The organism is Bacterioplanoides pacificum (assembly GCF_042648445.1).
Classification (GTDB): domain Bacteria; phylum Pseudomonadota; class Gammaproteobacteria; order Pseudomonadales; family Oceanobacteraceae; genus Bacterioplanoides; species Bacterioplanoides pacificum.
Map to the genome: position 1 here is coordinate 49,455 of NZ_JBHRYB010000007.1, position 26,192 is coordinate 75,646.

31 protein-coding genes are annotated in these 26,192 nt (G+C 54.3%); 16 read left to right on the plus strand and 15 right to left on the minus strand.

The features are described from left to right. Positions 1-9: 9 nt before the first annotated feature. Genes rlmH through ACFOMG_RS09790 form a run of 4 tightly spaced genes read right to left on the minus strand, consistent with a single transcriptional unit; the run spans position 10 to position 2,721 of the window. Positions 10-477 carry a 23S rRNA (pseudouridine(1915)-N(3))-methyltransferase RlmH gene (gene rlmH / locus ACFOMG_RS09775; protein WP_376866328.1) on the minus strand — a complete coding sequence of 156 codons (468 nt, stop codon included), beginning with the start codon at positions 475-477 and terminating at the stop codon, positions 10-12. Between the two features lie 6 nt (positions 478-483). Next, positions 484-822: a ribosome silencing factor gene (gene rsfS / locus ACFOMG_RS09780; RefSeq protein WP_376866329.1), complete on the minus strand. Its 339-nt coding sequence runs from the start codon at positions 820-822 to the stop codon at positions 484-486. 7 nt (positions 823-829) lie between these two features. Then, a complete protein-coding gene (gene nadD, locus ACFOMG_RS09785; protein ID WP_376866330.1) occupies positions 830-1,465 on the minus strand; it encodes a nicotinate (nicotinamide) nucleotide adenylyltransferase in 636 nt (211 codons plus the stop codon). Then, a complete protein-coding gene (locus ACFOMG_RS09790; RefSeq protein ID WP_376866331.1) occupies positions 1,465-2,721 on the minus strand; it encodes a glutamate-5-semialdehyde dehydrogenase in 1,257 nt (418 codons plus the stop codon). The genes nadD and ACFOMG_RS09790 overlap by 1 nt, the downstream gene beginning before the upstream one ends. 148 nt (positions 2,722-2,869) lie before the next feature. Between ACFOMG_RS09790 and ACFOMG_RS09795 the strand changes: the two genes are divergently transcribed. Further along, complete coding sequence (locus ACFOMG_RS09795; RefSeq protein ID WP_376866334.1) at positions 2,870-3,802, plus strand: diguanylate cyclase domain-containing protein; 933 nt, start codon at positions 2,870-2,872, stop codon at positions 3,800-3,802. Next, positions 3,792-4,781: a GGDEF domain-containing protein gene (locus ACFOMG_RS09800; protein WP_376866335.1), complete on the plus strand. Its 990-nt coding sequence runs from the start codon at positions 3,792-3,794 to the stop codon at positions 4,779-4,781. The genes ACFOMG_RS09795 and ACFOMG_RS09800 overlap by 11 nt, the downstream gene beginning before the upstream one ends. Here ACFOMG_RS09800 and ACFOMG_RS09805 read toward each other — a convergent pair whose 3' ends face one another. Continuing rightward, positions 4,782-5,639, minus strand: a complete 858-nt coding sequence (locus tag ACFOMG_RS09805; protein ID WP_376866336.1) for a class I SAM-dependent methyltransferase — start codon at positions 5,637-5,639, stop codon at positions 4,782-4,784. It lies immediately after the preceding gene. A gap of 92 nt (positions 5,640-5,731) precedes the next feature. Between ACFOMG_RS09805 and ACFOMG_RS09810 the strand changes: the two genes are divergently transcribed. Then, complete coding sequence (locus ACFOMG_RS09810; RefSeq protein WP_376866339.1) at positions 5,732-6,322, plus strand: DedA family protein; 591 nt, start codon at positions 5,732-5,734, stop codon at positions 6,320-6,322. Positions 6,323-6,329: 7 nt separating this feature from the next. Here ACFOMG_RS09810 and ACFOMG_RS09815 read toward each other — a convergent pair whose 3' ends face one another. Then, positions 6,330-6,578, minus strand: a complete 249-nt coding sequence (locus tag ACFOMG_RS09815; RefSeq protein ID WP_376866340.1) for a hypothetical protein — start codon at positions 6,576-6,578, stop codon at positions 6,330-6,332. A 144-nt stretch (positions 6,579-6,722) separates the two neighbouring features. Here ACFOMG_RS09815 and ACFOMG_RS09820 point away from each other — a divergent pair, with 144 nt between their 5' ends. Together ACFOMG_RS09820 and ACFOMG_RS09825 are read left to right on the plus strand one after the other, a co-directional pair. Further along, positions 6,723-7,745: a DUF3549 family protein gene (locus ACFOMG_RS09820; protein ID WP_376866342.1), complete on the plus strand. Its 1,023-nt coding sequence runs from the start codon at positions 6,723-6,725 to the stop codon at positions 7,743-7,745. Positions 7,746-7,747: 2 nt separating this feature from the next. Further along, on the plus strand, positions 7,748-8,209 hold the full coding sequence (locus ACFOMG_RS09825; protein ID WP_376866343.1) for a YchJ family protein: 462 nt from the start codon (positions 7,748-7,750) through the stop codon (positions 8,207-8,209). Between the two features lie 3 nt (positions 8,210-8,212). Here ACFOMG_RS09825 and ACFOMG_RS09830 read toward each other — a convergent pair whose 3' ends face one another. Next, positions 8,213-8,491 (minus strand): hypothetical protein, encoded by a 279-nt coding sequence (locus ACFOMG_RS09830; RefSeq protein WP_376866344.1) that lies wholly within the window; start codon positions 8,489-8,491, stop codon positions 8,213-8,215. A 121-nt stretch (positions 8,492-8,612) separates the two neighbouring features. On the opposite strand from ACFOMG_RS09830, the gene ACFOMG_RS09835 reads away from it, so the two are divergent. Continuing rightward, positions 8,613-9,680, plus strand: a complete 1,068-nt coding sequence (locus ACFOMG_RS09835) for a hypothetical protein (RefSeq protein WP_376866346.1) — start codon at positions 8,613-8,615, stop codon at positions 9,678-9,680. A 97-nt stretch (positions 9,681-9,777) separates the two neighbouring features. Here ACFOMG_RS09835 and ACFOMG_RS09840 read toward each other — a convergent pair whose 3' ends face one another. Together ACFOMG_RS09840 and ACFOMG_RS09845 are read right to left on the minus strand one after the other, a co-directional pair. Next, positions 9,778-11,283 (minus strand): alkaline phosphatase, encoded by a 1,506-nt coding sequence (locus tag ACFOMG_RS09840; protein WP_376866347.1) that lies wholly within the window; start codon positions 11,281-11,283, stop codon positions 9,778-9,780. A 1-nt stretch (position 11,284) separates the two neighbouring features. Continuing rightward, positions 11,285-12,799, minus strand: a complete 1,515-nt coding sequence (locus ACFOMG_RS09845) for an alkaline phosphatase (RefSeq protein WP_376866348.1) — start codon at positions 12,797-12,799, stop codon at positions 11,285-11,287. 121 nt (positions 12,800-12,920) lie between these two features. On the opposite strand from ACFOMG_RS09845, the gene ACFOMG_RS09850 reads away from it, so the two are divergent. From ACFOMG_RS09850 to lipB, 3 genes are all read left to right on the plus strand, one after another. Further along, on the plus strand, positions 12,921-14,069 hold the full coding sequence (locus ACFOMG_RS09850; RefSeq protein ID WP_376866349.1) for a D-alanyl-D-alanine carboxypeptidase family protein: 1,149 nt from the start codon (positions 12,921-12,923) through the stop codon (positions 14,067-14,069). A gap of 203 nt (positions 14,070-14,272) precedes the next feature. Beyond that, on the plus strand, positions 14,273-14,545 hold the full coding sequence (locus ACFOMG_RS09855) for a YbeD family protein (RefSeq protein ID WP_376866351.1): 273 nt from the start codon (positions 14,273-14,275) through the stop codon (positions 14,543-14,545). Continuing rightward, positions 14,545-15,189, plus strand: coding sequence for a lipoyl(octanoyl) transferase LipB (gene lipB, locus ACFOMG_RS09860; protein WP_376866353.1), 645 nt, complete (start codon positions 14,545-14,547; stop codon positions 15,187-15,189). Before ACFOMG_RS09855 ends, lipB begins: the two co-directional genes overlap by 1 nt. An 81-nt stretch (positions 15,190-15,270) precedes the next feature. On the opposite strand, the gene lipA is transcribed toward lipB, so the two are convergent. The 4 genes from lipA to ACFOMG_RS09880 form a co-directional block, all read right to left on the minus strand. Further along, positions 15,271-16,359: a lipoyl synthase gene (gene lipA / locus ACFOMG_RS09865; RefSeq protein WP_376866354.1), complete on the minus strand. Its 1,089-nt coding sequence runs from the start codon at positions 16,357-16,359 to the stop codon at positions 15,271-15,273. 206 nt (positions 16,360-16,565) lie between these two features. Then, on the minus strand, positions 16,566-16,814 hold the full coding sequence (locus tag ACFOMG_RS09870; protein WP_376866356.1) for a YdcH family protein: 249 nt from the start codon (positions 16,812-16,814) through the stop codon (positions 16,566-16,568). Between the two features lie 116 nt (positions 16,815-16,930). Then, a complete protein-coding gene (trxC, locus tag ACFOMG_RS09875) occupies positions 16,931-17,371 on the minus strand; it encodes a thioredoxin TrxC (RefSeq protein WP_376866357.1) in 441 nt (146 codons plus the stop codon). A gap of 360 nt (positions 17,372-17,731) precedes the next feature. Further along, positions 17,732-18,097 carry a GreA/GreB family elongation factor gene (locus tag ACFOMG_RS09880; RefSeq protein ID WP_376866358.1) on the minus strand — a complete coding sequence of 122 codons (366 nt, stop codon included), beginning with the start codon at positions 18,095-18,097 and terminating at the stop codon, positions 17,732-17,734. 88 nt (positions 18,098-18,185) lie between these two features. On the opposite strand from ACFOMG_RS09880, the gene ACFOMG_RS09885 reads away from it, so the two are divergent. Beyond that, a complete protein-coding gene (locus ACFOMG_RS09885; RefSeq protein ID WP_376866359.1) occupies positions 18,186-18,377 on the plus strand; it encodes a hypothetical protein in 192 nt (63 codons plus the stop codon). On the opposite strand, the gene dsbD is transcribed toward ACFOMG_RS09885, so the two are convergent. Next, positions 18,352-20,184, minus strand: coding sequence for a protein-disulfide reductase DsbD (gene dsbD, locus ACFOMG_RS09890; protein ID WP_376866361.1), 1,833 nt, complete (start codon positions 20,182-20,184; stop codon positions 18,352-18,354). The two genes, ACFOMG_RS09885 and dsbD, sit on opposite strands and share 26 nt — an antisense overlap. A gap of 44 nt (positions 20,185-20,228) precedes the next feature. Further along, on the minus strand, positions 20,229-21,197 hold the full coding sequence (locus tag ACFOMG_RS09895; RefSeq protein WP_376866363.1) for a polyprenyl synthetase family protein: 969 nt from the start codon (positions 21,195-21,197) through the stop codon (positions 20,229-20,231). Between the two features lie 293 nt (positions 21,198-21,490). Here ACFOMG_RS09895 and rplU point away from each other — a divergent pair, with 293 nt between their 5' ends. From rplU to rpsT, 6 genes are all read left to right on the plus strand, one after another. Beyond that, positions 21,491-21,802, plus strand: a complete 312-nt coding sequence (gene rplU, locus ACFOMG_RS09900; protein WP_376866364.1) for a 50S ribosomal protein L21 — start codon at positions 21,491-21,493, stop codon at positions 21,800-21,802. 92 nt (positions 21,803-21,894) lie between these two features. Continuing rightward, the gene (gene rpmA / locus ACFOMG_RS09905; RefSeq protein WP_376866365.1) at positions 21,895-22,155 is read left to right on the plus strand and encodes a 50S ribosomal protein L27; all 261 of its coding nucleotides are present in this window, start codon (positions 21,895-21,897) and stop codon (positions 22,153-22,155) included. Positions 22,156-22,277: 122 nt separating this feature from the next. Then, positions 22,278-23,480: an Obg family GTPase CgtA gene (cgtA, locus tag ACFOMG_RS09910; protein WP_376866371.1), complete on the plus strand. Its 1,203-nt coding sequence runs from the start codon at positions 22,278-22,280 to the stop codon at positions 23,478-23,480. Between the two features lie 23 nt (positions 23,481-23,503). After that, a complete protein-coding gene (gene proB, locus ACFOMG_RS09915; RefSeq protein WP_376866366.1) occupies positions 23,504-24,664 on the plus strand; it encodes a glutamate 5-kinase in 1,161 nt (386 codons plus the stop codon). Positions 24,665-24,728: 64 nt separating this feature from the next. Next, a complete protein-coding gene (gene kdsA / locus ACFOMG_RS09920) occupies positions 24,729-25,568 on the plus strand; it encodes a 3-deoxy-8-phosphooctulonate synthase (RefSeq protein WP_376866367.1) in 840 nt (279 codons plus the stop codon). A 124-nt stretch (positions 25,569-25,692) separates the two neighbouring features. Next, entirely contained in the window at positions 25,693-25,959 is a 267-nt protein-coding gene (gene rpsT, locus ACFOMG_RS09925; RefSeq protein ID WP_376866369.1) for a 30S ribosomal protein S20, read from the plus strand. Positions 25,960-26,192: the final 233 nt, after the last annotated feature.

Here is a 26,192-nt window from a genome sequence, read left to right on the forward strand (position 1 = left end):
GACCGTCCCTTATTTATGGTAAGGGTGGCCCTGGAGGATACTCCAGGCGCGGTACAGTTGTTCGGCCATCAGTACCCGCACCAGTGGGTGCGGTAACGTCAGGTTGGATAACGACCAGCGTTGTTTCGCCAGTGCCAAGACATCGGCCGTCATGCCGTCCGGGCCACCAATCAGCAACGCCACATCGCCACCCTGCATACGCCAGTCGGCCAGGTTGCCGGCCAGCTGCTCGGTGCTCCAGGGTTTGCCTTTTACATCCAGCGCCACCACATGATCCTGAGGACGAATGGCTTTTTTCAGCGCTTCGGCTTCCTGCTGCATGGCTTTTTCTTTGCTGGTGTTTTTACCGCGGTGACCCGGGTTCAGTTCCACCAGCTCCAGCGAGCAGTCATGCGGCAGGCGCTTAGCGTATTCCTGATAACCCTGTTCCACCCAGGCCGGCATTTTGGTGCCCACGGCCAATAAACGCAGCTTCATAGGGGATTATTCAGCGTTGTCTTCCGGTTCACCCCAGAGGCGTTCCAGATCGTAAAAGTGACGTGACTGATCCGTCATGACGTGGACCACAACATCGCCCAGGTCGATCAGTACCCAGTCGGCCGCTGCCCGGCCTTCAGTGCCATTGGGGCGCAGTCCGGCGTGTTTGGCCTTTTCTTCGACATTGGCTGCTACGGCTGTGACGTGGCGATTAGAGGTACCGGTGGCGATGATCATCCAGTCGGTTACGGAGGTGCGGCCGCGGACATCCAGTTCAGTGATGTTTTGGGCCTTCATGTCGTCCAGGGCGTCAACCACCAGAGATTTAATTTGCTCAGTTTGCATTCAGGTACTATCGATAGAGTTGATGTTGATTCAGGTATTCCAGTACCGCGTCCGGCACCAGAAAGGTGACATTGTCGCCTTGCTTGATAGCACGACGCAAGTAAGAGGCCGAGATATCCAGTTCCGGCAGCGGGTGCAGACAAATTGCTCCGGCGTCAGACTGTAATAAACCCCGGATATCGGTCTGTCTCAGTTCCAGCTGTTGTTCCTGCCAGTGGCTGGTATTTTGCAGTCCCGGGCGGCTGACCACCAGCAGGTTAGCCTGCTGCAATAATTCCAGTGGCAGATGCCAGTGTTCAAATCCCTGCCAGGCATCCTGACCCATAACCCAGGTAAAGCGGACGTCAGGGTATTGTTCATTAAGTGCTGCGACAGTAATGGCGCTGTAGCTGTAATCGTCGCGCTGCAGTTCGACCGCACAGGGTTCGACGCCATCGAGCGGCACACATGCCAGTGTCAGCATTTGCAGCCGTTGTTCACCGTCAGCCTGGGGTTGTGGCCGGTGTGGCGGAATGCGGTTCGGAATCAGCAGAACTTTATCAAAGCCGAGGTCGCGCAAATGGGCGGCGATTCTCAGGTGGCCGATGTGGATCGGGTCAAAGGTGCCGCCGAGCAGGGCCCAGCGGCCAGTAACGTCAGACATCAGTTACGCACTTCACCGTTACCTAACACCACGTATTTCTGAGACGTCAGGCCATCCAGACCAACCGGACCGCGGGCGTGGATTTTATCGGTGGAAATACCAATTTCCGCACCCAGGCCATATTCAAAGCCATCGGCAAAGCGGGTGGAGGCGTTGATCATCACCGAGCTGGAATCCACTTCGGTTAAAAAGCGGCGTGCCAGCGTGTAGTTTTCGCTGATAATGCTGTCGGTATGGTGCGAGCCATAATGATTGATGTGCTCAATCGCCTGGTCCATATCATCGACCAGCTTAATCGACAGAATCGGTGCCAGGTATTCGCTGTGCCAGTCTTCTTCGCTGGCCACCAGCGCATCGCTGAGGATGGCGCGGGTGGCTTCGCAGCCGCGCAGTTCAACCCCGATATCGGCGTAAGCGCTGGCCAGTTGCGGAAGAATCTCGGCTGCCACAGCCTGGTGAACCAGCAGGGTTTCCATGGTATTGCAGGTGCCGTAACGATGGGTTTTGGCATTAATGGCAATATTGATGGCTTTGGTTTTGTCGGCAAACTGGTCGATATAAACGTGACAAATACCGTCCAGGTGTTTGATCACCGTTACCTTGGCATCACGGCTGATACGTTCGATCAGGCCTTTACCGCCGCGCGGCACAATCACGTCGACGTATTCCGGCATGGTGATCAGCTCACCGACCGCAGCACGATCGGTGGTTTCCACCACCTGTACGGCCGCGGCGGGTAAACCGGCAGCGGCCAGCCCCTGTGTAATACACACGGCCAGCGCCTGGTTGGCTTCAATGGCTTCAGAACCACCACGCAGAATAGCAGCGTTGCCGGATTTCAGGCACAGACTGGCGGCTTCAATGGTAACGTTCGGGCGGCTCTCATAAATGATGCCAATTACCCCCAGCGGTACCCGCATCTTGCCAACCTGAATGCCGCTCGGGCGGTATTTCAGATCGGTGATTTCACCCACCGGGTCAGGCAGGGCGGCGACCTGGTGCAGACCTTCGATCATGGTGTCGATGCGGTCATCGGTCAGTTCCAGCCGGTCGAGCAGGGCGGCATCCAGGCCGTTATCGCGGCCACGCTGCATATCACGCTGGTTGGCAGCTTTCAGTGTATCGCGTTGTGCGGTAATAGCGTCGGCAATGGCCAATAACGCGGCGTTTTTGTCCTGAGTAGAAGCGCGGGCAACAGCACGAGAGGCTTTGCGGGCGTTCCCACCCAGAGATTTCATATATTCGGTTACATCCATCGGGCACACCGGTTTGCGGATCGTTGACGATAAAGCGCGCTAGTATATACCAACTGCGGTCTGTACTACACTTAAACGGCCTGTGCCCGAAAAGTGATAATAACGCCCAGGCAGAATATTATTCACCCGTTCCCCGGATCAGTTTTTCATGGAAAAAGCACAGTTTCACAGTCTGGTCGTGTTGCAGGTTAAAGTGATTTATTGCCTGCTGGCTGCCGCCGGTCTGAGTGTGATTGCGGTTCTCGACCTGCTCGAAGACAAAAAAATGTTTGCCGCCGTGGCGGCTGGCTTTTCGTTATTGCTGGTGTTGTACGCCGGTTTTTTATTAGTGCGGCGTAAAAAACGTTCGTCACCGTATCCCGAATGGATTCTGGTCGGGCTGTTATCGGTATTTACCCTGTTTGGTATGAATCAGAATTCTCAGGTGGTGCACTGGATCTACTTTGTACCGATTTATACTTACTTCCTGTTTCCGTTCCGGGCGGCCAGTTATATTTCACTGATCTACAGTGCGGTGCTGATTGTGATGGTGCTGGATAAGTTCGACAGCTATATCCGCATGCAGATGTTATTTACCTACGCCGCCTGTTACATCTTTTCGGTGATGTACGCGCTGATCAACGAACGCAACAACCAGGGGCTGATCGAAATTGTCAATACTGATCCGCTGACCCAGGTGTATAACCAGCATCAGCTGGATCTGGACCTGAACAAAGAAATGACCCGGGCTGACCGGCAGCGCAGTCAGCTGATGTTGCTGGCCATTGCCACGCCGCGCAGCTGGCACAGTCTGAAAGTAGACGATTATGAACAACGACTGAGTTATCTCGGTAAAAAGCTGCGTAAAAGCCTGCGTAACTATGATGCCTGTTACCGGCTCGACAGTGATGACTTTGTTATTCTGATGCCCCACAGTGGCCTGCCGGAGGCACAGCAGCTGAAGCAGGAGATTCATGGCAGCATGCAAAACAGCCGTTATGCCGAATTAAAAAGCCTGACGCTGCATCAGGAACATTATCGGGCTGACGACGACAGCCACAGTCTGATCCGCCGGGTGATGGAGAATCTTTATGCTGCTTGATATTCCCCAGGAGCAACTGCAACCCCGGTTACAGATGATTGTGTATACCCTGGCTGCTCTGGCCGTTACCCTGCTAATGTACGATCAGTACCGCCAGGGGTTGTATCCGCTGGTGCTGAGTAATGCCATCGCTATTCCTGCCTTTTTGTTCAGTGCCATCTTTATTTATATCAACCGTGACCGCCAGACCTACGCCTGGATTAATTATCCGCTGATCCTGCTGCTGGTATCACTGGCCCTGTATCAGTTACCGAGTTATCCCCAGCAGATGATTCATTATCTGTATGCGGTCCCGCTGTTCAGTTATTTCTGTTTGCCGATTGCTCAGGCGACCGTTTTTAATCTGCTGGTGGCGGTGTGTGTGATTGTGATCGTCTGGAGTGAAAGTAATACCGCCTACGGTTTGCGGACCGGCACTAACTACCTGCTGTTATTGGGCTCGGCTTGGTGTTTTGCCTATCTGACGCAGCTGAAGTCAGAATCACTGAAACGTCTGGCGTTAACGGATCCGGAAAGTGGAGCTTATAACAGCCGCCATTTTGTTAATGCACTGGAGCGTGAAATCGCCCGCAGTGAAACCACCCGGCAGCAGGTTTCGCTGATCGGTCTGGTGATGGAAGATTATCGCCAGCTGATCGATATTCATGGCAAGCGTGCGATTCAGCAGTTATTACCGGATTTTGTCCGCCGCGCTCAGGAGCAGATCCGGGCGGCAGATGATGTGTTTCGCCTGGGCGACGATAAGTTTGTGCTGATTTTACCGCACTGCCCGGAAGACGGTGCCATCATTCTGATGGAGCGTATTAAGCGCAATATGCAGGCCCAGACCTGGAAACCGGTGGCGGAAATGACTCTGGGCACCGCCGCGGTGACCTGGCAGGCCGGGCTGGATAGCTGGGAGCTGGAAAAACGACTGGATATGCGGCTGAAAAAACAGAAACGTGCCAGCCTGCAGCTGGCTGCGTTTCAGGATGACTGATCAGACACTGGCGCGGATAATCCGCACCAGTGTCTGGGTTTTCGCCTGTGGCACGTTCAGCTGGCCATAAAATTCTGCCGGGTCGTGGACCCTGACATCGCTGAACCCATCCTGCTTAAAACCACTTTCAATGGCCTCATCGCTGCGATAATGCAGCGGCCACTGGCCGCGGGTAAAAAAGCCCACCAGTTTCTGCGCGAACTGCACGTATTTGTACGATGGGTGGTGGACGAAATCCGGGTATAGGTCGGTGACGTAATAACCGGCCGGGAATTGTTTCAGACCGCTGGCCATGCGTGCCCAGACGCCACGAATCGTCGCAAGATCAAAATAATTCACCAGCCCTTCAGTCACAATCAGGGTTTTTTTGCCCGGGTCGAGCTTATCTAACAGCGCCTGGATCGATTGTTCGCCGTGTTGCTCGAGAATATTGCAGGCGAAGACCTGATGTTTGTCGGTCTGACTGATGTCCGCCAGTAACGCCTGTTTGCGTTGTGCCATACCGGGCAGATCGCCTTCGATATAATGCAGCTGTGGGTATTTTTGTGTCAGCCGGTAACCACGGGGCGATAAACCACAGGCCAGTTCCAGTACCTGTTCCACGCCCTGTTGTTCAATCAGCTGTTCGACCTGATGATCGATCACTGAGTGGCGTTGTAATAAAAATACGTCGATATCGGCGCCGGCGACCAGCCTCAGAAACGCATTAACCGGTGTCAGGGCGGCATTGGCAATACGCCCCATGGTCGTTACAAACCCCGGGGCAGACAAACCGTGTTTGTACCAGATGTAACCTGTGTAGTGGGCGCTGATGCTGATGCGGGAGGTATCGGTATCTTGAGTTGTGGCAGCGGTCATGGTGAACTCAGTTATCTTATCATTGTTATCACTAAATCCGGCCTTATATCCGGTTTAGCGATAAACCATACCCTGAAACCCGACAATGAGCTATGCCTGAACTGATTCCCGATTTTCTGACCCAATCGCGCGGCTGGCTGCTGCTGGCCATCTGCCTGCTGGCACTGCTGGAGTCATTAGTGGTGGTAGGGCTGCTGATTCCGGGAGTGGCATTGCTGGTATCGCTGACCCTGCTGGCCCAGCAGCAGGGCATAGATCCGCTGTTGTGGTGTGCACTAGCGGCTGCGGGCGCCTTCGCTGGCGATATGATCAGCTATGAACTGGGTTTTAACGCTCAGCAGCGCATTCGCCACTGGTCATATTTTCGCCGCCATCCGCGCTGGCTGGCCGACGGTGAAAGCTTCTTTTTTCGTTATGGCGTCTGGAGCATTGTGCTGGGGCGCTTTATCGGGCCGTTGCGGCCGCTGGTCCCCGCGGTAGCGGGTGCCTGTGCGATGCCACGGCGACAGTTTTACAGCGCCAACGGCTTGTCGGCTCCGGCCTGGGCACTGCTGTATTGTTTGCCGGTATTCTGGCTTGGGGAGGCGGTACAAGACTATCTGGACGGCAGTCAGCTGGTATTGATGCTGCTACTGGCCAGCGCCGTGGCGCTGCTGTTCAGCTTCTGGCTACGGCGTCGCTGACCAGCGTTCAGTCAGGCTTGTGCTGACTGCGGTAATGGTTCAGGTCTTTGCGGGCCTCGTTCAGCTGATATTCCAGATCAGCCACTTTTTGTTGCAGCTCACGGCTGGCCTGCTGCTCCTGCTGATGTTGTTCCAGCACCTGCTGCATATCGGCTTTGGCGATCTCCACTTCGTTTTTCCAGCGTTTGCTCAGGGTGTAAGCCACGCTGCCGGCGCCGATAATCATGCCGGCGATAATTGCGAATAGCAGTGCCATATTTTTATCCTGTGGTGATGATTCGGCAGCAGTTTAACATCACCGGTGAGATAAAACCGCGGACAAAGCGGCGTGGGCCTAAAAGCCTGTTGCTGAGTCTGATAAAATCCGCATTTTGCACAACCATTCCAGAAGGGCGATCCAGTGACCATTGGCCAGTTAGTAGAAAAAAGCGGCGCACAAATGCGCATATTTGACCTCGGACGTCGGATTGAAAAAATCTCCCGCAAGGATTTTGCCGCCTTTGAGCAGCTGGCCAAACCTTATCCAACCCCGTATCTGAAACATGCCTGGGTGGGCGTGCTGAGCTGGAACCCTAAACAGCCGGGGCAGCACAATATCTGGTTTCTGAAGCTGCCACTGGACGAACAGAACATTCTGCAGCCCGGGCCACGGGATCAGTTTCTGGAGCACTGGTTACGGGTAGTCGCTGATCCGGATAAAGAGCACGGTGAAGCGCCCTGCAGCTTTAAGCCGGATGCTAACCGTATGGCGTATTTTCATGCCCTGGCGCTGATGACGCTGGGGCAGCCGGTGACTCAGTATTACGCCACGACACGGGCGTATCTGAGTGGTGATCTGGGCTGGGACAACTGGCAGCAGCTGGGTTTACAGGGGTTGGCCGAAGTGGTGGCCCGCAGCAGTCAGGACCATAACGAAGCCCTGCTTGCCCAGGCGATTGGCCAGATGCCGGCACTGCCACGTAATGTGCTGCTGGGGTATCTGGAGAACATTCAGCCAGGTCACGATCTGACGGTTGCGGTCAATGACTGTTTATCTCAGGTGGTGGCTGCTGGCCCTGAAGCGGCAGACCTGGCGGCCTTTGCCCGCGGGTTGTCGCACAGCGTAAACCTGCAGCAGCGTAAGTTGTTGTTGCAGGCGATTCTGGCTCACCCCAACAGCCGGGCGGTGGAAGTGCTGGCCGCCATTGGCAGCCGCTGCTGGTTGGATTTAACCGGTGAAATATTGTTCGCTTATCTTGAGGCGCTGGCAGATAACGAACAGGGGAGTAATGTCTTTACTGCCCTGGTGGCCGATTTGATGACGTTGCCGGGCATGCGTGAGCAGATTTTACAGGTGTTCCGTCGCGAAGACCGCAGTGACAAACTCAGCGCTGCTATCGGTGAGCTGATGAGCCTGGTGCAGAACGCCAGCGTGGTTCAGTAATAATGGCCACTGATATCCAGACCAGCGAGCTGTGTCCGTGCGGCTCTGCTGAGCGTTATCAGGACTGTTGCCAGCCTTATCATCAGGGGCAGGAGGCGCCCGGGCCTGAGGCCCTGATGCGCTCCCGTTACAGTGCTTTTGCCCTGCAGCTGGCCGATTATCTGGCTCACACCTGGCACCCACAAACCCGGCCGCAGCAGCTGCAGCTGGAAGCGGATACCGAATGGTTGCGGCTGCAGGTGTTGTCCAGTAGTCAGGATGCTGAGCGCGGTCAGGTCCGTTTTATCGCCACCTTCCGGGAAGGCAACGAATGGTTGCAACTCAGTGAAAATTCGCAGTTTCTGCTGCTGCAGGGCCGCTGGTATTACCTGGACGGGGATGCCCGGTTTACCACGCTGAAACCGGGACGCAACGATGCCTGTGTGTGTGGCAGCACGAAAAAGTTTAAGAAGTGTTGTGGCTGAGACTCAGGAATCCTGAGCGCGTGTCATGCCTTTCAGCAGCATACCCCAGGTCATGGCCAGGGCACCTACCACCGACAGCAGCATCATCAGATTAACAAACAGGGTGTGGCGGGCGTAATAGGTTGACTGTGGCTGTGGCTCGCTGGCGCAGTCCCCGGAGTTGAAGTTGTAGAATCCGCCACTCTGGCTGCAATCGGTAACGGCCGACATCTCCAGACCGTACAGGGTCAGTAATAACAGCCCGGGCAGGGCAAATAACAGCGAGCCGTAGCGCAGCCACATAAATTTTCTCCGGATTTTTACAGTAAAAGCACGATCCAACTTGACATATACGGGCTAATGTTTTCAGCTTACCGGTTAGAAATCTGCCTACAAAACGATAATAACCGAAGCCGCCCATATTATGTTACGAGCTATTAAATTTGCGCTGATTGTACCAGCCCTGTTGCTGGGCTTCCAAAGCCAGGCTGCCACACAGGACCTGGATCAGCTGTTGAAGTCCATCAAAGCCGATATTCAGAACAAGCGATTGTCGAGTCCGGCGGGCAATAATGCGCTGGAGCGTATTACCGCTTTCCGTGAACAGGCGCCGTTTGATTTTCGCGTGGTGCCTCTGACCTACGAATGGGGTGAGGCTTACGTCGCGATGGCCAACAATGCGATGGCCAATGGTCAGTATGGAAAAGCCCAGAGCTATCTGGAGAAAGTCTGGTATGTGGCTTCTCTGACCCCGGGTCTGGAGCAGGCTCAGGCCCGGCTGGACGCTGAACTGAAAGGTTCCGGCGGTAAAGCGGCTAAGGCTGAAACCAAGGCTGCTAAAGGGCCAAGTAAAGAAGAAATTGCGCGCCAGAAAAAAGTAGCGCAGCAGCTGGCCAAAGAAAAAGCGCGGTTAGAGGCCGACCGTAAACGTAAACTGGAGCAGGCGAAAAAAGAGGCGCTGGCTGAGAAAAAACGTCTTGAAGCAGAGCTGAAGCGTAAACAGGAAGAGGAGCGTCAGCGCCGCCTGGCGGCGGCAAAAGCTGAAAAACAAGCCGCAGCCCAACGTGCGAAAGCGGCGGCAGCCGGTAAAGCGGTGGTGAAAGCTGCTCCGAAACCGGTGAAGGTGGCTAAAAAGGTCAGCAAGGCGGAAAAAAATGCCGCTTCAGAATTGTGGCACTCGGCGAAAGAAGATACTGCACCACTGGCCAGTTACCCGATTTCGGCTGAACAGATCGCTAATCGTGACCGCTCAATTTCGGATGATCTGGAGCCTGTGTGTCAGGCGATTCTGGATAATGATGCCTCGGTTGTGGTGCACACCCCGGATAAAGCGGATTATCGCTGGCTGACGGTACGTCTGACCTTATGTCTGCGTCGTCTGGACACCTCTTTCCGCTTACGTCACAGCCATCAGCTGGTCTCTGATGAAGGACCGTTCGTTACCTTACACCCACCTCGTGGTGTCTCTCTGGTGCGCAAAGTTGAGCCGTAATCAGAACTCGTTAACCGCTTAACGCAAAAAACTCCGCCAGCTGGCGGAGTTTTTTTTGCCTACTGCAGCGTATCTGTGGCAGGAATAGCTGTTGATATCAGGGTGCAGCCTGCTGCGCTTTGGGGTTCAGTGCGTGTTGCAATACATGATAAACCCAGTGTTGTTCCATGGTGCCACCAAACAAATGAGCCCAGGGGCCACTGGCGTATAACGCCACGTCTTCACCACCGTGTGTTTCACTGTCCAGCGGCACCAGCGCCTGCTGGCGATAGTCGGGGCTCTGTGTGGCTTCAGGGTTAACCGAAGGGCGGCGGTTATGTTGTTGCCAGTCGACGGCCCCCGGGCCGTTGCGGTAACTCATGGTGGTGTAATAGCCGCCGTCATCCAGCCGGTAAGGCTGACGTTCTGGCCGGCCCTGATCATCATTGCTGATGACCACGCCGGTAATTGGGTTACCGCGCGTCGGGTAACCCGCCAGGGTCAGGGTATGACTGTGATCGGCGGTGACCACCAGTAATGTGTTGTCTCGATCTGTATGTTTGAGCAGCCAGGCCACGGTCTGATCCAGTTCCGCGGTTTCCTGTAATGCTTTTTGTCCTTGTCCCTGATGATGCGCATGGTCGATGCGTGCCGCTTCGATCATCAGGACATAGCCCTGATCGTTATGTTGTAAGCGCTGCAGTGCCGCCCGGGTCATATCCAGCAGGCCTGGTGTGCTGGCATCGCGTTCAGCGACGTAAGGCAAGTGAGAGGCGGCAAATAATCCCAGCCAGTGGCCCTGACTGAGGTCGGCCTGCAGTAACTGTTGCCGACTGGTGGCGACATGATGATCAGCCTGTTGTTGCCAGGCCGTCATCAGGTTACGGCCATCGCGGCGCTGGCCATCGCTCATGCTTGCGGGCAGAAAGTGGCGCCGGCCGCCGCCAAAAATAACCTCCAGCCGCTGTTGCTGCTGTTGGTAGTCGATCAGCTGGGCGGCGATATCCTGGCAGCCCGACTGTCTGGCGCTGTCGTTTAACTGATCGTCACTTTCCCAGTTTCGTTCGGCGCTGTGGGCATACAGGGCGGCAGGGGTAGCGTGGGTTATGCGGGCGGTGGTGACGATACCGCTGGCTTTACCCTGTTGTTCGGCTACGTCAAACAGGGTTTGCAGTTCGTTACCTGCCTGGCTGGCGCAGTCTGAGCGTATTACCTTGTCAGATACGGCCAGCACTCCGGCACGGGTTTTACTGCCACTGATCAGAGCCGTCATGGTACCGGCGGAATCCGGTGTCTGCTGGTCGCTGTTGTAGGTTTTAATCAGGGCGGAATGGGGCAGGGTTTCAAAACTGAGATTATATTCCTCGCCTAATAAGCCCTGTTGCTGACCGGTAAAAATCCGGGCGGCAGTGTGGGTGGTAATTCCCATACCATCCCCTACCACCAGAATCAGGTTTTTTGCCGGGCCGGTGTTGTCGGTCTGGGCGGCCGCCAGCGCCGCTCGTTGCTGACCTTGTTGATACCATTGCTCCGAGCGGGTGTTGTCTTTAACCGGTAAGGTCGGCTCACAGGCGGATAGCGCAAACAGGCTGAGTAATAACGGCAGGCGTAAAAAGTAAGGCATATCAGTTCTCCTGCTGCAACGCGCGGCGAATACGGTGATAAATTTCATGTTGCTCTAACAGGCCCTGGAACAACCGGGCGCCGGGGCCGCGGGCGTGTAATGCGACGTCGTCGGCACCGTGAGTTTCGGCATAAATATCGGCCAGCGCGGCTTGCTGAAAATTGTCACTGTGTGGCTCGGTCTGGCGGTGTTCCGGTTGATGCCAGAGGATGCGGCCGGGCAGACGCTCTGAATGCCGGGCATTGGCACTGCCACCCGGGCCATTGGCATAACCCAGCGTGGTGTAAGGCGACTGATCGTTAGCCAGCAACAGGCCTTGGTTGGCAGCAAAGCCGAGAATATCATTTCCCCGCTGTGGATAACCGGCCATCGACAGGGTGTGGCTGTGATCGGCAGTGACCAGCAGCAGGGTGTTGTTATCACTGAGCTGATCGGCCAGTTGCACGGCGCGGGCCAGTTCGATGGATTCATCAAGGGCGCGTTTGGCATTACCGGCGTGGTGACCGTGGTCGATCCGGGCACCTTCAACAATCAGCAGGTAACCGCGTTGTGGATGGTGTTGTTTTTGTTGCTGCAGAAAAGCCAGCGCAGCACGGGTCATCTCGGCCAGATCAGGCTGCTGTCCGCTGCGATCGAGATGGTAATCCAGATGGCTGTCGGCAAATAATCCCAGTACCGGGCCTGGCGTGTCAGCACGCAACTGCATCAGCTGCTGGCGGTTTTCCAGATATTGTCCGCCCGGGAACTGTTGTTGCCAGTCGGCAATCAGGTTGCCGCTGTGTCGTTCGCCATCGCGGCTGAAATTGCGTTTGCCACCTCCCAGTGCGATATCCAGCCCGGCCGGATAGGCCTGATGAATCAGTTGCCAGGCGATATCCCGGCAACCATAACGTCTGGCTTCGCGGCTGAGGTCACTGTCGGCCTCCCAGTTGCGTTCCGGCGAGTGGGCATAACTGGCGGCAGGGGTGGCGTGGGTGATACGGGCGGTGGTGACAATACCGGTGGCATAGCCCTGCTGTTGTGCCCATTGCAGCAATGTCGGCTGGTGGTAGGCCGCAGCACCCTGACAGATGCCACGATCCTGCTCCGGACCTATTGCAATGACTCCGGCACGGGTTTTGACCCCGGTGGTGATGGCTGACATGGTGCCGGCTGAATCCGGGGTTTGCTGATTGGTGTTATAGGTTTTGACCAGTGCCGAGTAAGGAAACGTTTCGAAATACAGACGGTGTTCCTCACCGCTGAGTCCCTGGTTTTGCCCCTCCAGAATCCGGGCTGCGGTTAAGGTGGTGATACTCATGCCGTCGCCGAGAAACAGGATCACATTCTGCGCCCGACCGTGTTCTTTTTGTTGTTGGCGTTGTTGCTGACGTTGCTGCAATCGTTGTTGTAGCCATTGCTGGCCCTGCTGGTAATCCGGCTGCGCCGCCAGCGCTGTGGTTGTGGCGGGGGCGGCGTAAAGATGTGTCGTTATTATCAGCGATAAAAGTGTCAGCCTTCTGAATGCCGGGGTCATTTGCAAAGTCCTGTAAACGCGGTTGAGCGTGAGTCTATATCCGCCATCATGCTGACTGCAAAAAATGTTCAGCGTGTTACAATGCGCAGCCTTGTTAAACCCGTATAGCTTGTTGAGTTTCATGTCTTTTTTAAACCGGATTCTGATTGTTACCGCCGCACTGCTGACCTTCAGTGCCCAGGCTTCTGTAATTGTTCCTTCTGCCCCTCAGCTGGATGCCACGGCTTATATTCTGATTGATGCCGACAGCGGCCAGGTACTGGTGGAAAAAAATGCCGACCAGCGTTTGCCTCCGGCCAGCCTGACGAAAATGATGACCAGCTATATTGCGGCGCATGAGCTGGAGCTGGGCAATGTTGAAGAAAATGTGTCGGTGCCGATCAGTGTCAAAGCCTGGCGTAAAAAAGGCTCGCGGATGTTTGTCCGTGAAGGTACTCAGGTGCCGCTGATTGATTTATTACGCGGCATTATTGTGCAGTCGGGTAATGACGCATCGGTGGCAGTGGCGGAATATTTTTCCGGTTCGGAGGAAGCTTACGTCGACTGGATGAACCAGTATGCCGAACGTTTTGGCATGAATAATACCCAGTTTAAAAATGCCACCGGCTGGCCGGCAGATGGCCATTATTCCACGGCCCGTGATATGGCGACTCTGTCGTTACGTATCGTTAAGGACCACCCGAAGTATTATCCGATTTATGCCGAAAAATATTATGAATACAACGGTATCCGCCAGCCAAACCGCAATAAATTATTGTGGCGTGATCCGAGTGTCGATGGTCTGAAAACCGGCCATACCGATGAAGCCGGGTTCTGTCTGGCGGCGTCCGCGATTAAGGACGGCACGCGTTTTATTGCGGTGGTGATGGGCACCCGCAGTGAAGAAGCCCGGGCGCGGGAAACCCAGAAGCTGCTGGCTTACGGCTTCCGCTATTTTGAAACGCATAAGTTATACGCTGCCGATGAAGTGTTGCAGACCAAAAAAGTCTGGCTCGGCGAGCAGGAAGAGGTCAGCCTGGGGCTGTCCGGCGATTTGTATCTGACTCTGCCACGTGGCTCCAAAGGCGAACTGGAGATCGATATGATTTCCAATGAATTTATCGAAGCCCCGATTGAGCAGGGACAGGCCATTGGTACACTGGTAGTACGCATGGCTGGTGAGGTTCAGGCTGAGCGTGCACTGGTGGCTCAGAATGCCGTCGAGGAAGCCGGTTTCTTTGGTCGTCTGATGGGCAAGATCAAACTGTTCTTTGCCAAGCTGTTTGCCTGACCCGGGTGACGGTAACGCGCAATAACATGGCTGCCACGGGCAGCCATTTTTGTTTAAGCTAATGTCATCCTGACTTTTTATAATATCGGCCACTCTTAGCGGCGGGAGTTGCCGCTAAGGTCATATGGCGCTTGAAATCAGGGTGAGTTACAACCATATAGGTCTGATTGTTAATTCCGATGTCAGATCAAGAGAGGCGAAGTGTGAGTCAGCCAGACGCTCCCAAAATTGAGTTTCCCTGTGCCAATTACCCCATCAAGGTGGTGGGCAAAGGTGCTGAAGATTATGATCAGGTGATCTTCGAGATTATCCGGGTCCATGCGCCGGAATGCGATTTCGAACGTATTTCGGTACGTGATAGTAAAAATGGCCGTTTCCGGGCGATAACGCTGTATATCACGGCCACCGGTATACAGCAGTTGCAGAACATTCACACCGACCTCAGTGCTCACGAATACGTACATATGGTGATCTGATGGCGTCAGTAACGCTGCGCAACCTTGGCCTGCAGGATTATGACACTGTGTATCAGCGGATGACGGCGTTTTCTGCTGGCCGCGATGAACAGACACAGGATGAGTTATGGTTTTTACAGCATCCCAAAGTATTTACTCAGGGTCAGGCTGGTAAAGCAGAGCATGTTCTGATGCCGGGTGATATTCCGGTGGTACAGAGCGACCGTGGTGGGCAGGTGACTTATCACGGTCCGGGTCAGCTGGTGGTTTACCTGATGGTCGATATCAAGCGCAGTGCGATGGGGCCACGCCAGCTGGTGTCTGCCATCGAAGAGGCCATTGTTGCGGCGTTGCAACCGTTTGCGATTGATTCGGCCCCGCGAGCGGATGCCCCGGGTGTTTATGTCGCCGGTAAAAAGATTGCCTCGCTGGGGTTACGGATTAAACAAGGCCGCTCGTTCCATGGACTGGCGCTCAACATCGATATGGATCTGGAGCCTTTTTTGCGCATTAATCCGTGTGGTTATGCCGGGATGGAAATGACGCAGGTGGTGAATGAAACCGACATGCCGGTTAGTTTCGATGACGTCGCCCGGGAGTTGCGTCAGCAGCTGGTAACCCGGCTGGGGTATGACAGCAGCGAATGGATCGATGAGAGCGGTTAAGCGGCCGCCTGATGTCAGCTGAAAAAAGCCAGTTCACTGAACTGGCTTTTTTTGTTGGGCATGGCATGTAAACCAGCTGGGTTATACCGACTTCAACGGGATCAGGTTTTCTGGTTCGCCCGGTACGGAAGGTAACTCGATGCCCAGGTTATTTTTTTCGAACACCTGATCGGCACGATAACTGGAGCGCACCATAGGGCCGGAGGCCACTTCCATAAAACCTTTTTCCAGGCCGATATCACGGTAGTGGTTGAATTGCTCCGGTGTGACATAACGATCTACCGGTAAGTGGTTTTTGGTCGGACGCAGATACTGGCCCAGAGTTAGGATATCGACACCTATGGCGCGCAGATCGTCCATGGTCTGATAAATTTCGTCATCCGTTTCACCGATACCGACCATCAGGCTGGTTTTGACCAGTACATCCGGATTGTGGCGTTTGGCGAACGCCAGCACGTCCAGGGTTTGCTGATAACCGGCACGTGGATCGCGCACTACATGGGTTAACCGTTCTACGGTTTCGACATTCTGGGCAAACACGTCCAGTCCGGAGTCCACTACCAGAGCGACGTGTTGCTCCACACCGTTGAAATCCGGCGTTAAAGCTTCGACTTTGACGTCCGGGGTGCGCGTTTTAATGGCGCTGACGCAGGCGGCGTAATGAGCGGCGCCGCCGTCGTCGAGGTCGTCGCGGTCGACTGAGGTTAATACGATGTAGCGCAGCCCCATCAGCTCTACCGATTCGGCGGTATTGGCCGGTTCATCCTGGTCCAGCCAGCCTTTTGGATTGCCGGTATCCACTGCGCAGAAACGGCAGGCGCGGGTACAGACTGATCCCATCACCATAATGGTGGCCGTGCCGTTGGCCCAGCATTCTCCCATGTTCGGGCAGTGTGATTCTTCACAAACGGTACTCAGCTTATGAGCGCGGACATTGCTCTTAACCGCCTCGAAGCGCTGGCCTCCGGGAATCTTGGCACGCAACCAGCTTGGCTTGCGGCCGACCGGAGCGTTTTCAGCATGGCCGGAAGTGGCCTTGATGCCATCTTTGATGGCGTTAAAGCCGTGTTCACTGACAAACTTTTCACCGCTGCGGGTGGGCTGCTGATCCTGATTGTGATCCTGGCGGGATGAAGAAGACTGGTGGCCTGCTGCGGAATCGTGACTCATGAAGTTCCTCTGGCTGAACGGCTGCCCGGAGAGTGGGCCTTACTGGCAAACTATACCATAACCGTCGCCTGGCTGGCCCGGCAATAGGACTTATTGCGGAGGTTGTTGGCCGTTATAAAACAGGTAGTTTTACGCAGCGGTGGCGGCGGCATAAAAAACCCCGGCAAAGCCGGGGTGGGGTGCTGTGGTATGCGCTGGTGCGGGATTCAGGCTTCTTCAGTGGCCTGTTTCAGCATGCCGTATAACTCATCTTTGAGATGCAAGCGGCGCATTTTCAATTCTTCCAGGCGTTCGTCCGAGGCGGCTTCTGCCTGTTCTTCAATCTTGCGGACTTCGCGGTCAACATCATGGTACTCATCGAATAACCGGGCAAAGTGGCGGTTTTTCATTTTCAGTTCGCGGATTTGCTCACCCATTTCCGGGAATTCATGGTGAAGATCGTGGTGTTCAATCATTGTTTTTGCCTCCTGTGAATGACAGTTTCAGATTACGCCGGAAGTGGTTTGTCATATTGATACAGGTCAGGTCGTATTCGCTGTCTCAGCGGCTTTGTTTTTTTGCTTGATACATATCAAGCCTGCTGAATTTTCAACAGTGCCTGAGCGATCCACTGTTTCAGCTGGGCTGCAGGCAGTGCGCCTGCCAGGCGGTCAATTTCTTTGCCCTGATGGAAGACGATCAGGGTGGGAATTGAGCGGATGCCGTACTGGTTGCTGATGTGTTGCGCCTGTTCCGTATTGACCTTGGCAAACCGGGCCTGGTGCTGCAGTTCACCGCAGACTTCTTTAAACAGCGGAGCCATCATCTGGCACGGGCCACACCAGCTGGCCCAGAAATCGACGACCACCGGCAGGTCGTTTTTTTGCAGAAAACGGCTGAAGTCGGCGTCGTTCAGATCGACCGGGTGGGCGTTAAATAAATCGTGTTTACAGCGGCCACACTGGCCTTGTTGATTATGGCGTGTTGCCGGAATGCGGTTGACCGCGGCACACGACGGGCAGGTGTAATGCATAATAGTGTCTCCACAGGTTGATGGTCTTTATATAACTCCGGGGTAATGGTTGTTCAAGGGGGCGGAGCAAAAATTCCTGAGGCCGGCTAAAAAGCCCTGCGGATGCAGGGCTGTGAGGTCAGGCTTCAGCCTGTTTTCTGGCGCGTTTGTCGCGTCGTTTTTCTTTCAACGATTTTTGTGGCTGCTTTTTTTCTTTACCTTTTGCCATTGCTATTATCCTGATCAAATCCGGGCTGGCATGCCTGTTTGTGCCGTAACAAACAGCTTGCTGGCCGAAATGGTGTGCCGGTTTGTGCTGTTTTTACGCACGCGGCAAGCGGTTGACTCCAAGCCGACATCCTCCGTACTGGTTGGTGTGATTCAGCGGTGAATCTGCAATAAACGAAACGGTACGGTTAAGCCACAGCTGCCTGCACAGCCGGCTTCTCCCGGAGATTTTCCCACTAATGCCTGTCCCAGTGGTGACAGCAGTGACACCTTCAGCTGGTCCGGGTCTGCCTGAGATGGGCTGACCAATGTCAGCGTACAGTGTTCGTCGCTGTCGGGCAGGTATATGGTGACCCGGGAATTGACGCCACAAACAGGTTGTTGAGGTGCCTTGTGCGCTTTTTCATATAACGCAAATAATGACAGTGGCCGCCGATAGGCAAAGCCGTCGTGACGTACGAGGTGTTGTGGCAGATCGTTAATAAACGTGTGCCATAGATTCAGAATTCTGGAATTCACCGAAAACTCTCCTTAATAAATAACCTGACAAGATCAGAGCTAAATACCCGCCGGAGAGTTATGTGACTCTCCGGCTCAGATATGGAAGGTGACGGTTCTGGAGGTAAATGCTTTATTCATAAAAATATTATTTCCGACTGATGTGGTCATCATAGCCCGGCCGGAATTAAAAGCAAGGCACAAAAAAACGCTGTTTTTTCAGACTTTTGCTAAAAAACAGCGTTTTATTCAGGGGGCGGATTCAGGGCTGGTATTCAGGGTTTGGGAAAGTGTTGTATGACTTTTTCCTGAAACGGCGCTTTTTTAATTTCACCGATAATACGGGCATCGGCGACTTCTTTGCCGTTGCTGAAAAATAATACTGATGGTGGGCCAAATACCGCGTGGTCCTGCATAAACTGCACGTGTTCCTGATTGTTGTCGGTGACGTCCAGCTGCACCCAGGTGATATGGCTGAACTGACGTTGCACATCAGCCTGAGAAAAAATCTCTTCGTCCATCACTTTGCAGCTGATGCACCAGTCGGCGTACAAGTCGACCATCACCGGGCGTGGGCTGTTGGCAATAATCTGCTGCAATTGCGCCACTGAGGTGGTTTTCTGAAACGCACTGCCGTGGCCGGAGCGGGTGTTTTCAGATGACACTGCCGCCGTTTGTGTTGCTAACGGTTGCAGCGGGTTGCTCTGACCCTGCAGTACGCCAATAAAAGCGATCGCACCGTACAGGAAAAAGACCCAGGCGATGCCTTTAACCAGCCGTTGTCTGGCGCTGGCAGCGGCTTCGAAGGCGCCTAATACCACGCCGTACATTAATGCCAGCAGAGCCCATAATAACAACGAGATCTGGCCTGGCAGAAAACGTGACAATAACCAGATGGCGACCCCCAGTAACAACACTCCAAAAAAGGCTTTTACCTGATCCATCCAGCCACCGGCTTTGGGCAGGAAGGAGGCGCCGCTGGTGCCTAAGACGATCAGAGGTGCGCCCATGCCCAGCCCCAGTGCTAATAAAGCGCTGCCACCGAGCCAGGCATCCCCCGTGGTGCTGAGGTAAACCAGAGCGCCAGCTAATGGCGCTGAGACGCAGGGTGAAACGACCAGAGCCGACAGCACCCCCATGATAAAGACGCTGAACCATTGTCCGCCTTGTTGCTTCTGGTTCAGATTATTCAGCCGGTTGCGTAAGCCGGATGGTAATTGCAGCTCGTACAGGCCAAACATGGCCAGCGCCAGCGCCACAAATAAAACGGCGAATACCACCAGTACCCAGGGGGTTTGCATCCAGGCCTGAATATTAGCGCCGGCGCCTAATAAGCCAACGGTCAGGCCGGCGGCGGCGTACGTCAGTGCCATGCCCAGCACATAAATACTGGATAAGGCAAAACCTTTGGCTGCGGAGGTGTTTTTCTGGCCCAGTACCACCGAGGTCAGAATCGGCACCATGGGTAATACACAGGGAGTAAAGGTCAGGCCCAGGCCGAGCAGGAAGAATAAGCCGATCACAGCCCCCCAGGAGCGGTTGCTGAACCAGTTGTCGTCTGCCGCTGCTGGCCTGGTCTGTGGTTGGGGAGCGCTGTTAGCGGCCGTGTCAGAAGGCTCGGCGGTTAAGCTGGCGGTTACTTCAAACGGCTGATAAGTCAGTGTCAGCCGTTGCGGCGGATAACATAAACCGGCATCGGCACAGCCCTGATGGTTCAATGTGTATTCCCCCGGCTGTAATGCCGTCAGATCAAACACCACATCCAGTTGGTGATAAAACGCGGTGACCAGACCAAAGGCTTCGTCGTGTTTTTCTTTGCCTGGCTGGGAGTAGGACTGGGGATAAAATTTTTCGCCGTTTTGTTTCAGGTACAGGCGGCTTTTATACAGGTAATAACCATCGGCGCTGGCGAAACTGACGTGCAGCTGGTTGTTATCTACCCCGGTAGTCAGTGGGAAGGCCTGTTCTACCGGTAGGAACTGCGGTTCATCGTTGCCAACCAGTTCATCCAGCAGGCTGGCGTGGGCCGTCAGCAGGTTAAAGGTCAGCCATAGCAGCAGCAACAGCGGGCCGCGGCTAATTGCGCGGCTGTGAATCAGGGTAGTCAAAATCAAGCGTCCTCATAGTCAAACCGGGTGACGATCAGGGCTCATCAGGTGTTGCGTTTTACCGCCAACAAAGCGAGCGCCTTCAGCGCCTGTTTGGCATCCGATTCTGGTAAAAGTTGCAGATGCTGTTGTGCTTTTTCAGCACATTCATCGGCTTTTTGGCGGGTATAGGCCAGCGAACCGTTGTCGCGCACGATACGTAATACTTCGTCCATTTCATCCAGCCCACCTTTACGGATGGCCTGACGAATCAGTTTGGCATCGGCTTCCGGAGCATGGGCCATGGCATGAATCAGTGGCAGGGTGGGTTTGCCTTCTGCCAGATCGTCGCCCACATTTTTGCCCAGTGTTTCGGCATCACCTTCGTAGTCGAGTACATCATCGACCAGCTGGAAAGCCAGCCCCAGCTCTTTGCCATATTCTTTCAGTGCGTTGGCCTGCTCATCCGTCAGTTGCAACAGGCGGGCGGCGGCATGGGTGGATGCCTCAAATAACATGGCGGTTTTGCCATGAATCACATCCATATAACGCGCTTCGTCAACGTCGGGATTTTTAACGTTGGTCAGCTGTAGCACTTCCCCTTCCGCGATCACGCTGGTGGCGCTGGAGAGAATATTCATCACCGGCAGTGATTCCAGCTCTACCATCATCTGGAACGCCCGGCTGTATAAAAAATCACCGACCAGAACGCTGGGGGCGTTGCCCCATTTGGCATTGGCGGTTGGATTGCCGCGGCGCATATCGGAGGTATCGACCACATCATCGTGCAGCAGAGTGGCGGTGTGAAGGAACTCGATCACAGTCGCCAGTTTAACGGCGTCGGCATCACAGCGGTCAAAGGCTTTGGCGGTCATCAGTACCAGTAGCGGGCGGATGCGCTTGCCGCCGCTGGAAACAATATAATCGGCAATTTTCTCAACCAGTGGCACCCGGGAAGCCAGTTGCTCGTGAATCAGTGCATCGACGGCCTGAAACTCGTTTTTGATAACAGCGAGGATATCTTGAATTTGCATGATAAAGGTTGGCGGGTGCCCAAATAGATGATGGATAAATTAAAGTGGCGCAAATGCTAGGCAGCCAGGGCGATACTGTCAAGGACGGACATTGGTTGCCGACTTGCGTTGTGTTGCTGGCTGCGGTATAGTCTCGCGCCCCGAATTTCTGCTCCCTGCCATATGGAAACCAGAGTGTTGCCATTAGAAGCAGGACGCGACCGGCGGACGGTCCGGGTAAGCAGCGGTGATAATGCCGGGTTATTGAGGCCTGTTAAACAGGCTAACTTAAGCGATAAGCGGAGATACGTACTATGTACGCTGTAGTGGTAACTGGCGGTAAGCAATACCGTGTAGAAGAAGGCCAGACTCTGAAAGTTGAAAAACTGGAAGTTGAAACCGGTTCTTCTGTTGAGCTGGAAAAAGTTTTACTGATCGGTAACGGCGACGATGTTAAGATCGGCGCACCGGTTGTAGAAGGCGCTAAAGTAACTGCTGAAGTAGTTGCTCATGGTCGCCACAAGAAAGTTAAGATCCTGAAGTTCAAGCGTCGTAAGCACCACATGAAACAGATGGGTCACCGTCAGTGGTTTACTGAACTGAAAATCACCAGCATTGCTGGCTAATATTTTTTAAATTTGTTTCCGAAGCCCGGTGTCGATACGCCACATTGACCACATCCGCAGTGTTGTAGCGGCTTCATTGAAGGAGAAAGATTATGGCTCACAAAAAGGCTGGTGGTAGTACCCGTAACGGTCGCGATTCCGAAAGTAAACGCTTAGGCGTCAAGCTGTTCGGTGGTCAGGCTGCTAAAGCTGGTAACATCCTGGTTCGTCAGCGCGGTACTAAATTCCACGCAGGCACCAACGTTCGTATCGGTCGTGACCACACTCTGTTCGCAACTGCTGATGGTGCAGTTAAGTTCGAAGTGAAAGGTCCTAAGAACCGTAAGACTGTAAGTATTGTTCCAGCTGCTTAATTAGCAGCTGGTGAATACTCGTCTGTTGTAAAACAGATCAAATTGCCCTGGCTGCATCCGTTGCCGGGGCATTTTTGTATCTGACCCTATCTTGCTATAACCATCTTCGTCCGAGGTGAATGATGAAATTTGTAGATGAAGCTCCGATTGTCGTCGAGGCAGGCAAAGGCGGTAACGGTTGCATGAGCTTTCGTCGCGAAAAATACATTCCGAAAGGTGGCCCTGACGGAGGTGATGGCGGCGACGGCGGCTCAATTTTTCTTGAAGCTGATGATGCGGTAAATACCCTGATTGATTACCGCTATACCCGACGTTACCGCGCGCCGAATGGTGGTAACGGCACCAGCCGTAACTGTACCGGTGCCAAAGGTGAAGACCTGATACTGAAAGTGCCCGTCGGCACTACAGCTATTGATATTGATACCGGCGAGGCGCTGGGTGATTTAACCGAAAACGGTGAGCGCCTGATGGTGGCCCGTGGTGGTTATCATGGACTGGGTAATACCCGTTATAAGTCCAGTACCAATCAGGCGCCGCGTCAGACTAAGCCTGGTCAGCCGGGGGAATCCCGTAACCTGAAGCTGGAGCTGAAGGTATTGGCTGATGTGGGTCTGCTGGGGTTGCCGAATGCCGGTAAGTCGACCTTTATCCGTGCCGTATCGGCGGCTAAGCCGAAAGTGGCTGATTATCCGTTCACTACGCTGGTACCGAATCTGGGGGTGGTGAAAATTGAAGATCACCGTTCCTTTGTGGTGGCCGATATTCCGGGGTTGATTGAGGGCGCTTCTGAAGGTGCGGGTCTGGGCACGCGCTTCCTGAAGCACCTGGTGCGGACTCAGCTGTTGTTGCACATTGTTGATATGGCGCCGTTTGATGAGTCGGATCCGGCCGAGCGGGTGAAGGCTATCAGTGAAGAACTGGAGCGTTTTTCACCGGGTCTGGCCCAGCGAGATCGCTGGCTGGTACTGAATAAACTGGACATGGTGGATGCCGATGAGCGCCAGCAGCGGGTTCAGGACGTGCTGGATAAGCTTAACTGGCATGGGCCGGTATTCGAGATTTCGGCGCTGCGGCGTGAAGGCACCTTTGAGCTCAGCTGCGCCATTATGGATTACATGGAAGAACGTCGTCAGCGCGCGCTGGATGATGAAGAGTTCGCCGAGCAGCTGTTGCTGGAGCGCGAAACAGTGGAGCAGGAAGCTCGTGAGCATGTTGAAATGCTGGAGGAGCGTCGTCGGCTGGAACGTCTTGCACGTAAAGCGGCAAAAGATAACGACGACGATGATGACGATTACGACGTTGAAGTGGTTTATACCCACGAATAAGTCTACAGGCGACGAACAAGCCAATGAGCAACGAACAGGCCCAAAGCCCTGATTCCGGCTATCTGGAGCAGCGTAAAAAGCTGGCGCAACAAAAGCGCTGGGTAATTAAAATCGGCAGTGCCCTGCTGACCAATGACGGTCAGGGCCTGAATCGTGATGGCATGGCTGCCTGGGTGGATCAGATCGCCCGGCTGCTGGAATTAGGTCATGAGGTGGTGCTGGTTTCCTCGGGTTCTGTCGCCGAAGGCATGACCCGGCTGGGCTGGAAACAACGCCCGGATCAGCTGCATCAGTTGCAGGCAGCGGCGGCGGTGGGTCAGATGGGGCTGATTCAGGCCTATGAAACCTCGTTTGCCCGGTATCAGCGATCCACCGCTCAGGTACTGCTGACCCATGATGACCTCAGTGATCGTACCCGCTATCTGAACGGTCGCAGCACGCTGAAAACCCTGTTGCAGCTGGGTGTGGTGCCGATCGTTAATGAAAACGACACTGTGGTAACCGATGAAATCTGCTTTGGCGATAACGATACCCTGGGGGCGCTGGTTGCTAATGTGGTTGAAGCCGATGTGCTGGTGATTCTGACCGATCAGGATGGTTTGTTTACCGCCGATCCACGTACTAATCCGGATGCGGAAATTATTCATCAGGGGCTGGCCTCCGATGAGCGGTTTACCGCGATGGCGGGCGGCGGCGGTGTCCTGGGTCGTGGTGGTATGGTCACTAAGATCCGGGCTGCGTCATTGGCTGCCCGTTCCGGTGCCGCGACGGTGATTGTGGGCGGCCGCATCGACAATGTGATTTCGCGATTATACGATGGCGAGCTGCTGGGTACTCTGTTATTGCCTGATAAGGAACCATTGGTGGCACGCAAGCAGTGGATTGCAGGTCACTTACAGACCCATGGAGACCTGGTGCTGGATGCCGGAGCCGTTAACGCGTTGCGCGACGGTGGTCGCAGCTTATTGCCGATTGGGGTGGTTGCTGCACATGGTCGTTTTGAGCGTGGTCAGGTGGTCGCTTGCCGTGATGAGCAGGGCCGGCTGATTGCCAAGGGGCTGGTGAATTACAGCAGCAGCGAAGCGCTGAAAATTTTAAAAACACCGAGCAGTCAGCTTGAGAGTGTGCTGGGTGTCGTCAGTGAGCCGGAAATGATTCATCGCGATAACCTGGTGGTTATTTAAGCTGCGTAAAAAAATCTCTGGCGATATCAGCCTGAATACCGATTTAAGGAATGGAGAAGCGATAATGATCGAGCAAGTAAACGTTGCTGGTATTGAAGTAAACAACGACAAACCATTCGTACTGTTTGGTGGTATGAATGTACTGGAAAGCCGCGATCTGGCGATGGCGATCTGTGAGCATTATGTTCAGGTCACCGAAAAGCTGGGTATTCCTTATGTATTTAAGGCATCTTTTGACAAAGCGAATCGCTCTTCAATCAACTCCTATCGTGGCCCGGGTATGGAAGAAGGGTTGAAGATCTTTGAGGAGATCAAATCGACCTTTAACGTGCCAATCATTACTGATGTTCACGAGCCATTTCAGGCGGCTCCGGTTGCCGAAGTGGTTGATGTGATTCAGCTGCCGGCTTTCCTGGCGCGTCAGACTGATCTGGTGGTGGCGATGGCGGAAACCGGTGCTGCGATTAACGTTAAGAAGCCTCAGTTCCTGGCGCCACACGAGATGCGTCATATCATCAAGAAGTTTGCCGAAGCCGGTAACGAACATGTGATGCTGTGTGAGCGGGGTTCCAGCTTTGGTTACAACAACCTGGTGGTGGATATGCTGGGTATGGATGATATGAAGAAGCAGGCGCCGGTGATTTTTGATGCGACACACGCGTTGCAGCGTCCGGGTGGCCGTGCTGATTCGGCTGATGGTCGTCGTGCTCAGGCGTTTGAGTTGGCGCGTTCTGGCATGGCGCTGGGTCTGGCAGGTCTGTTCCTGGAGGCTCATCCGAACCCGGCAGAAGCCAAGTGTGACGGCCCGTGTGCGTTGCCGCTGGATAAGCTGGAACCGTATCTGGCACAGATGAAAGCCGTCGATGAGCTGATTAAGTCGTTCGAGCCGGTCATCATCGATTAATTTACTCAGTTTGGGCCGGCTAAACAGTTGACAGTTCTCTGTGATATCTGGATAATTCCGGCCCTCTTATATGGGGCGCATTGATAGCCCTTTGACATGAATAACCAAATTTGAGGAGCCGACTGTGGCAAATTCCGCTGGTTCTCGTAAACGCGCCCGTCAGGCTATCAAACGCCGCGCGCGTACCGTTGCACTGCGTTCTATGGTTCGCACTTACATCAAGAAAGTACAAGCTGCTGTAGCCGCTGGTGACTACGAGCAAGCACAAGCTGCTTTCACTAAATCTCAGCCTTACATCGACAAGATGGTTAACAAAGGTATCATGCACAAAAATACTGCTGCACGTACCAAGAGCCGTCTGAACGCTAAGGTATTCGCACTGAAAGGCTAAGCGCTGCTCAGTTCGACAAAAAAACCCGCAGTTGCGGGTTTTTTTATGCCTGTTTGAAACGTCGGCAAGCTCAGTCTGTGTTGGAGCGGACCTCGTCCGCGATAATTGAAAAATCGTTTGTTCGGGGGCGGGGCCTCTCCTACCGCTGCGTTTGGCGGTGTATGAGCTAAACGGTGGGAGCGGACCTCGTCCGCGATAATTGAAAAATCGTTTGTTCGGGGGCGGGGTCCCCT